The 8,274-nt window shown below is 72.2% G+C and carries 5 protein-coding genes and 1 pseudogene; 5 read left to right on the top strand and 1 reads right to left on the bottom strand.

What is annotated here, in order from left to right:
* The 4 genes and pseudogenes from EIO00_RS20375 to bagB all read left to right on the top strand — a co-directional run.
* A pseudogene (locus EIO00_RS20375) lies at positions 1-634 on the top strand (DNA polymerase III subunit gamma and tau); the annotation flags it as partial.
* Positions 635-756: 122 nt separating this feature from the next.
* On the top strand, positions 757-1,776 hold the full coding sequence (locus EIO00_RS20370; RefSeq protein ID WP_140181394.1) for a PLP-dependent cysteine synthase family protein: 1,020 nt from the start codon (positions 757-759) through the stop codon (positions 1,774-1,776).
* A gap of 421 nt (positions 1,777-2,197) precedes the next feature.
* Positions 2,198-3,193, top strand: coding sequence for an ATPase BagA (gene bagA, locus EIO00_RS20365; protein WP_140181392.1), 996 nt, complete (start codon positions 2,198-2,200; stop codon positions 3,191-3,193).
* Positions 3,194-3,226: 33 nt separating this feature from the next.
* On the top strand, positions 3,227-4,390 hold the full coding sequence (bagB, locus tag EIO00_RS20360) for an ATPase BagB (protein WP_140181390.1): 1,164 nt from the start codon (positions 3,227-3,229) through the stop codon (positions 4,388-4,390).
* Between the two features lie 635 nt (positions 4,391-5,025).
* Here the strand turns inward: bagB and EIO00_RS20355 are convergent.
* Entirely contained in the window at positions 5,026-5,334 is a 309-nt protein-coding gene (locus EIO00_RS20355; RefSeq protein WP_140181388.1) for a WhiB family transcriptional regulator, read from the bottom strand.
* A 536-nt stretch (positions 5,335-5,870) separates the two neighbouring features.
* Here EIO00_RS20355 and EIO00_RS20350 point away from each other — a divergent pair.
* Positions 5,871-8,120 (top strand): penicillin-binding protein, encoded by a 2,250-nt coding sequence (locus EIO00_RS20350; RefSeq protein WP_140181386.1) that lies wholly within the window; start codon positions 5,871-5,873, stop codon positions 8,118-8,120.
* Positions 8,121-8,274 lie beyond the last annotated feature (154 nt).

Here is an 8,274-nt window from a genome sequence, read left to right as displayed (position 1 = left end):
ACGGCAGCGCCCCGCCGCCCGGCCGCCCGCCGCCTCCGCCCCGGCGCCCGCCGCCCGGCCGGCTCCCGCGGCGGCGTCCGGCGGCGGACCCGACATGGCGACGATTCAGCGGGCGTGGCCGAACATCGTCGAGGGCGTCAAACGCAAGAGCAAGGTCGCCTGGATGGTGATCATGTCCGGGGTGCAGCCGTTGTCCCTGGAGGGCAACCTGCTCACCCTGGCCTTCGAGGGCGAGGGCGCGCGCACCAACTTCACCAACGGCAACCGGGACGTCGTGCTGCGCGAGGTCCTCCGGGAGACGCTGGGCGTGGACCTGCGCATCGACACGGTCCTGGCCGGCACCCCGCAGGCCGCCGCCCGGGCGTCCGCGGCCCCGGCCGCATCCCCGCGGCCCCGCCTGGCCGCCGCGCAGCCCCCGCCCCCCGAACGCCCCTCGGCGGCCCACCAGCCGCCCGAGCCGCCTCCGCCGCCTCCGCCGGAGCCGCCCCCGCCTCCCGTGCCGATCGACGAGACCGACGAGGTGGACCCCGAGGGCGACGCCACCATGGACGACCACGAGGCGGCGATCAGCGGCGTGGAGCTCATCAAACGCGAACTGGGCGGCCAGGTCATCCGCGAGATCGACAACTCCTGACCGCCCGCGCCGAGCGCCGCCCAGCCCTCGGCCGCCGGGCCGTCGCCGTCCCGCGGCCGGTATCGGCCGCGCACCGGCGATCGCGCGCTCGACGCCGGTCCCTGCGGCTAGGGTGCGGGCCCATGGGGACTTCTCGGGCATGGGCGGCCGAGGCGATCGCCACGGTGGAACGGGACGCGGTCATCACGCCCCTGCGCGAGGTGAAGCTGCCTCCGGACTGGGGCGTCAGGCTGCACCTCAAGGACGAGTCGGCGCAGCCCTCGGGCAGCGTCAAGCACCGCCTGCTGGGCGCCGCCTACGCCGACGCCCTGGCGTCCGGGCAGATCACCGAGGACACCACCGTCGTCATGGCCACGGCCGGCCCCGCCGCGGTGGCGGGAGCCCACTTCGCCCGGCTGATCGGGGTGGAGTTCATGACGGTCGTGCCCCGCTCCACCAAGCCCGAGAAGATCGCCGCGATCGAGGCGGTGGGCGGGCGCTGCCACCCGTACCACCCGCCCGCGGCCATCTACCAGGAGGCGCAGCGGCTGGCCGCCGACGGCGGCGGCTTCTACCTGGACCACTTCGCCGCCGCGGCGCGCGTGATGGACTGGCGGGGAGACCGGGAGCACCACATCGGCGCGGAGATCGTCGCTCAGCTCGGACGTCCGCCCGCATGGATCGTGACCGGCGCGGGCACGGGCGCGACCTCCGGGACCATAGGACGCTTCCTGCGCTACCGGGGATACCGGACCCGCCTGGCGGTGGCCGACCCGGAGAACTCGGCGTACTTCCCGGGATGGGCGAGCGGCGCCCCCGACTACGCCACGGGCATGCCCTCGCGCATCGAGGGCATCGGGCGGCCGCGGATGGAACCGGGCTTCCTGGCCTCGGCGATCGACCTCGTGGTGCCCGTGCCCGACGCGGCCGCCGTGGGAGCGCTGACGCATCTGCGGTCGCTGGCGGGGATCACGGCGGGCGGCAGCACCGGCGCGTGCCTGTGGGCGGCCTGGCGGCTGATCGACCGGATGCTGAGCGAGGGCGAGAGCGGCGATGTGGTCGTCGTGATGGGCGACGCCGGCGCCGCCCCCGGGCTGGACGGGACGGCCTACGCCGAGGCCGTCGAGCGCTTCCTGACCACCGGTCGCCTCGAGACCCCGTGAAGGCTCCGCGGAGAAGGCCCGCGGAGCCCGCTGCGTGAGGGCCTTGCGAGGCCGCACGCGGGCTTCGCGTGAGCACCCTGGAAAGGCCTCGGGAGATTCCGTGACGTCCTCGTGACGGGGGTCTGTGAAGGGGCCTCGGGGAGGCCTCCGGCGAGACGCCTCCCCCGGCGCGCTCCCCGCGTCCGGTCGCCCGCACCGGCGAGCGTCGCCGCGCCGCCGCGGGACGTCCGTTCGTCCATCGGAGGGTTGAGGGCGCACCCGGCCGGGCAAGGGCGGTTTCGACGGTCCTGCCGGGCGCGTCGCGGTGGGGCGATGCGCCCGCAGGCGGTCCCCGCCCTGATGAGAAGCCGTGTCAGGGATCACTTGCACAGGGCGGGCCGGGAACGGAAGTCCTTGCTGAGCGAACGATATTGTGAGTCGGGTGAGCGCCAGAGACACCGATTGGGACGGGGTGCGGCTGCACGTCGTCACGGGGAAAGGCGGAACCGGTAAGACCACCGTGGCGGCCGCGCTGGCGCTGGCGCTGGCCGCCGGAGGGCGGAAAGTGCTGCTGGTCGAGGTCGAGGGCCGGCAGGGGATCGCCCAGCTGTTCGACTGCCCTCCGCTGCCGTACGAGGAGCGCAAGGTCGCCGTCGCCCCGGACGGAGGCGACGTCTACGCCCTGGCGGTGGACACCGAAGAGGCGCTCATCGAATACCTGGAGATGTTCTACAACCTCAAGCGGGCCGGCAAGGCGATGACCAAGCTGGGCGTCGTCGACTTCGTGACCGCCATCGCCCCGGGCCTGCGCGATGTGATCCTGACCGGCAAGACCAGCGAGGCCGTGCGCCGCAAGAACCCCGACGACTCGTTCGTCTACGACGCGGTGGTGATGGACGCCCCGCCGACCGGCCGGATCGCCAAGTTCCTCAACGTCAACAGCGAGGTCTCCGGACTGGCCAAGGTCGGCCCCATCCGCAACCACGCCGACACGGTGATGCGGGTGGTGCGCAGCCCCGAGACCGCGGTGCACTTCGTGACCCTGCTGGAGGAGATGCCCGTCCAGGAGACCCTGGACGGGATCGCCGAGCTCACCGAGATCGGCCTGCCCACCGGCGGAATCATGATCAACATGGTGCACGCGCCGATGCTGAGCCCCGAGGACCTGGCCGCCGCCCAGGCCGGGGAACTGGACGTGGCGGAGATCGTCCGCGGCCTCAAGGCGGCCGGCCTGGAACACGACGTCGAGGAGACCGCCCGAGCGCTGGTCGCCGAGGCCGCCGAGCACGCCCGGCACACCGCCATGGAAGCCCGTGAACGGGAACGGCTCGCCGAACTGCCGCACCCCCAGTACGTGCTGCCGCTGCTGCCGGACGGGGTGGACCTGGCGGGCCTGTACGAGCTGGCCGAGACGCTGCGCGAGCAGGGCGCGGCCTGACCCGCCGGCCCGCCGACCGAGGGGAAGGACGAGATGAGCGCGCTGCGGACCCCGCCGGTGCTGGACGTCGACGCCCTGATCGACGACCCCCGAACGAAGATCATCGTCTGCTGCGGCTCCGGCGGCGTGGGCAAGACCACCACCGCCGCCGCGCTGGGCCTGCGGGCCGCCGAACGCGGCCGCGACGTGGTCGTGCTGACCGTCGACCCGGCCAAACGGCTGGCGCAGTCGATGGGGCTGACCGAGCTGGACAACAACCCCCGGCGCATCGACGGCATCGAAGGCGACGGCGAGCTGCACGCCATGATGCTCGACATGAAGCGGACCTTCGACGAGATCGTCGAGGCCCACTCCGACCCCGACCGCGCCAAGCAGATCCTGGCCAACCCGTTCTACCAGTCCCTGTCCTCCAGCCTGTCGGGGACGCAGGAGTACATGGCGATGGAGAAGCTGGGGCAGCTGCACCGCTCCGGCGCCTGGGACCTGATCGTCGTGGACACCCCGCCCTCCCGGAACGCGCTCGACTTTTTGGACGCTCCGGAACGGATGGGCCGCTTCCTGGACAGCCGCCTGATGAAGATGCTGTCCGCCCCCGCCCGGACCGGAGGACGGATCGGCGTGAAGATGCTGACCGCCGGGTTCGGGATGTTCACCAACGTGCTCAACAAGGTGATCGGGGTGCAGCTGCTGCGGGACGTGCAGACGTTCGTGGCGGCCTTCGAGACCATGTTCGGCGGCTTCCGGGAGCGGGCCGAGAAGACCTACCGCCTGCTGCAGACCCCCGGCACCGCCTTCCTGGTGGTGGCGGCGCCCGAGCCGGACGCGCTGCGCGAGGCCTCCTACTTCGTGGAACGCCTGGCCGGGGAGCGGATGCCGCTGGCCGGCCTGATCGTCAACCGGGTCCACCGGGTCGCCCCCGGCACCCCCACCGCCGCCCGCAGCCAGGCCGCCGCCGAGACGCTGGAGGAACGCGGCGAGCATCCGCTCACCGCCGCCCTGCTGCGCCTGCACGCCGACCGCCGCAACCGGGCCGCCCGCGAGGACCGCCTCCGCGAGCACTTCACCTCGGCCCACCCCACCGTCCCCGTGGCCGCCGTTCCCGCCCAGCCCGAGGACGTCCACGACCTGGACGGGCTCCGCCGCGTCGGCGCCGACCTGGCGGCGAACGTCACTCCGCCTCCCGCCCGTTCGGCCTGAACCTCGGGCACACCGCCCCTACCCGGCACAGTTGGCCGAAATTACCTAGTCACTTCCGCCCATCCGCTCCGCCCGCCCAAACCCCCGCGGAACGGGTTGGCCACATGTGGCCAACCCCCGGATCGACGTCGTGTCGCGCGGCCGGACACGGCCGGCGTCGACGCCTCGCGGGGGCACAGCGCGACGGGCCCGGCGACGACCGGCCACCGGGCCGCGCCCACGCGCCCGCATACCCCGCCGCATCCGACGCCGGCCACGGCCGCCCGCACACCGGCGTCGACGCGCCCCGAACGCGCGATACGCAAGGAAGACCTCCGGACACAGGGGGAAACGCGCACCCGCCGCGATGCGCCGCTCAGCGGCCGCACCACGAGCGAGCGGGCCCCGGACGCGACCCCTGGGACACGAACCGAGACGAGCCGAGGCACGACACCCGAGGCGCGACGCCCAAGACACGACACCCGAGGCACGACGTCTGGAAGACGCCTGGAACACGACGAGGCCGCACCCACAGGGGGTGCGGCCTCGTCACGCATCGCCGTACCACCTCGCGACGGAACGCGCACCGCGGCCCACCGGCCGCGGGCGGGGGCGTGCGGTTCGGTCGCGAGCCGCCTGATCAGGGATCGGGCGCGCTAGCCGGCCACCAGCTCGCCCCGCTCCTCCTTGGACCGCTCGTACTTCTCCTTGGCCGCCGACAGCAGCTCGCGCCACGAGGACACGTCCGGCCGGCGGCGCAGCAGAGCGCGTCGCTCGCGCTCCGTCATGCCGCCCCAGACACCGAACTCGATGCGGTTGTCGAGCGCGTCCGCCAGGCACTCGGTCCGAACCGGGCAGCCGCGGCAGATCAGCTTCGCCCGGTTCTGGGCCGCGCCCTGGACGAACAGTGCGTCCGGGTCCGCGTTACGGCAGGCGGCGCGGGCGGTCCAATCCGTGATCCACATCTTGGCCCCACTCCCCTAGGGTCTGTCGATTGCGCTCCTTGGCCGGACGGGCGCGGACGTCAGGCCGCCAAACGAAAGCCGTGGGGAAGAACTTACGGAAGTAGGAGGGGTTTCAACAGCCCCCGATGGGCCCATTCTCGATATAGCCCGCCCGGACCATCCCTCCGGAGCGGACTAGTTACCTTCTTGTGGTATTGGGGTCGCGCTGCGTGTCCGCCCCGACGGGACGGGGGCTCCGCGCGTCTCGCCCCGCCGCCCGCGAGCCGGTTCCGTCCAGTTGTGTACTGTCCGAAACCCCTGTGGCGACCTGCGGCAACGGACTGCTGCGGGCCGTTCGCCGGAGTAGGACCCGCCCATGGGGCCGCGGTTGAGTCCCCCTTACCGGCGCAACACCCGCCTCCCGTCCCCGGCCCGCCCGCCGCCCGGCACCACGGCCACGACGTGGGCGCAGACCCCGTTCCCGGTGGTCAACCGCAGGTACGGTAGAAGTCGTGCTTGCGCAAAACCAGGGGCGAAGGACCGCGATCATCCAGCTCGTGCGCCTGCTCGCGGCAGCGGCGGTGGCCGGCGTGCTGGTCGCGTTCATCGCGCTGCCCGGAGTCGGAGGCGTCGGCCTGACCGCACGGGACGCCGTCAACGACTTCCAGAAGATGGACGCCGAGCTCAACACGGCGCCGCCACCGGAGAAGACGGTGGTGTACGACGCCAAGGGCGAGCAGATCGCGGTGTTCTTCGACAAGTACCGCGAGTCGGTACGACTGGACCAGATCGCGCCGATCATGCAGAAGGCGGTCATCGCCATCGAGGACTCGCGCTTCTACCAGCACGGCGCACTGGACCTCAAAGGCACCCTGCGCGCACTGGTCAACAACGCCAGCAGCGACAGCACCCAGGGCGGATCGACCCTGACCCAGCAGTACGTCAAGAACCTCCTCGTCGAGAACGCCAAGAGCGAAGAGGAGTACCGCAAGGTCACCGCCCCCACCCTCGACCGCAAGATCCGCGAGCTGCGCTACGCGCTGCGGCTCGAGGAGACCATGTCCAAGAACCAGATCCTCGAGGGCTACCTCAACATCGCCTACTTCGGCGGCGGGGCCTACGGCGTGCAGGCGGCGGCCAAACGGTGGTTCGGCAAGACCGCCAAGGAGCTCATCCTCCCCGAGGCGGCGCTGCTGGCCGGCATCACCCAGAACCCCAGCGCCTACGACCCGGTGCAGCACCCCCGGGACGCCCGCAAGCGCCGCGACACCGTGCTGTACCGGATGGCCCAGCTCGGCATGATCACCAAGGCGCAGGCGGACGCGGCGGCCGCCCAGCCGATCAAGCTGAACGAGGACAAGCCGATCGGCGGCTGCGAGACCAGCAAGGCGCCGTTCTTCTGCGAGTACGTCAAGTACGAGATGTACCAGATCCTCTCCGGCGGCAAGTACTGGGACATGCCCAAGGACCGCCAGGCCGAGATCGAGAGCAAGCTCCGCCGCGGCGGCTACGTCATCCGCACCACCCTGGACATGAAGGCCCAGAACGCCCTCGACAAGGCGGTGCGCTCCCGGGTCTCGCCCACCGGCAACAAGGTCGCCGCCGAGGCGATGGTGGAACCGGGCACCGGCCACATCAAGGCGATCGGACAGAGCAAGCTCTTCGGCGCCGGCCCCGGCAAGACCTCCCTCAACCTGGCCGCCGACAGCCGGCACGGCGGCGGCATCGGCGTGTCGGCCGGATCGACCTTCAAGACCTTCACCCTGGCGGTGGCGCTGGAGAAGCGGATCCCCATCCGCACCTCCATCCACTCGCCCAGCCGCATGACCGTCAGCGGCTTCACCGACTGCAAGGGCCAGTACTACGGCCCCTGGACCGTCAAGAACTCCGACCCCGCCGAGAACGGGCCCTACAACCTCAAGAACGGCACCTGGCTGTCGGTCAACACCTTCTACGCCCAGCTGGAGAAGCGGGTCGGCCTGTGCGACGCGGTCAAGATGGCCGAACGCTTCGGCATGAAGCGCGGTAACGGCCAACCGCTCCAGCAGGTCCCCTCCCAGGTGCTGGGCGTGAACGACGTCGACATGGTGCACCTGGCCGCCGCGTACGCCGGCTTCGCCGCCCGCGGCAAGTACTGCGAACCGGTCGCCGTCACCGACGTCGTCACCCCCGACGGCACCAAGCTCAAGCTGCCGGAGAAGAAGTGCAAGCAGGTCATCGCGCAGAACGTGGCCGACCAGGTCAACGAGATCCTGCGCGGCGTGCTGACCCGCGGCACCGCCAAGAACATCGGCAGCATCGGCCGCCCGGCCGCCGGCAAGACCGGCACCTGTGAGGACTTCACCTGCGCCGTGTTCGCCGGCCACACCCCCAACCTGGCCGCCGCCGTCGCCTACTGGGACCTGCGCGGCCCCTGGCGGTACAAGGTCTACGGCGTGTACGGCGCGACGATCCCCGCACCGATCTGGGCCCAGAGCATGCGCGGCGCCCTCGCCGGTGAGCCCGCCCCGGACTTCACCGCCCCCGTCGGCGACTTCGGCGACCTCACCGACGTCCCCGACGTGCGCGGACGCCCCATCCACGAGGCGATGGACATCCTGCGGCGGGCCGGCTTCAACCCCGAGGTCGTGTCGCGCCCGATCGCCTCCAACCGCCCGCCGGGCACCGTGGCCAACACCTCGCCGGGACCCCGGCAGGAGGCCGAACCCGGCGCCAAGGTCATGATCTACGTCAGCAACGGCCGGGACCGCGACGACCGTCCCCGTCGCCCGCGCCGCGACGACTTCCCCTGGCCGTTCGGCGACTGACCTCGAGGACCGACCTCGAGCCGCACCGATGGCCGGGCGCCGCGATGCGGCGCCCGGCCACGCTCACAGAGTCCGTTCACCTACGACGGCGCGCCCGCACCGGCCCGCCGGAGCCGCCGACGGAGCGGAACACCGGACCGGCGCCCGCGGCGGC

The sequence above is a fragment of the Thermomonospora catenispora genome (assembly GCF_006363815.1).
Taxonomy (GTDB): Bacteria; Actinomycetota; Actinomycetes; order Streptosporangiales; family Streptosporangiaceae; genus Thermomonospora; species Thermomonospora catenispora.
This window is presented reverse-complemented; position numbering and strand designations above follow the sequence as displayed.

Bases quoted from the DNA above. Each gene is read 5' to 3' on its own strand.
- bagB (WP_140181390.1), top strand. From the start codon at position 3,227: ATGAGCGCGCTGCGGACCCCGCCGGTGCTGGACGTCGACGCCCTGATC.
- EIO00_RS20355 (WP_140181388.1), bottom strand. From the start codon at position 5,334: ATGTGGATCACGGATTGGACCGCCCGCGCCGCCTGCCGTAACGCGGAC.
- EIO00_RS20370 (WP_140181394.1), top strand. From the start codon at position 757: ATGGGGACTTCTCGGGCATGGGCGGCCGAGGCGATCGCCACGGTGGAA.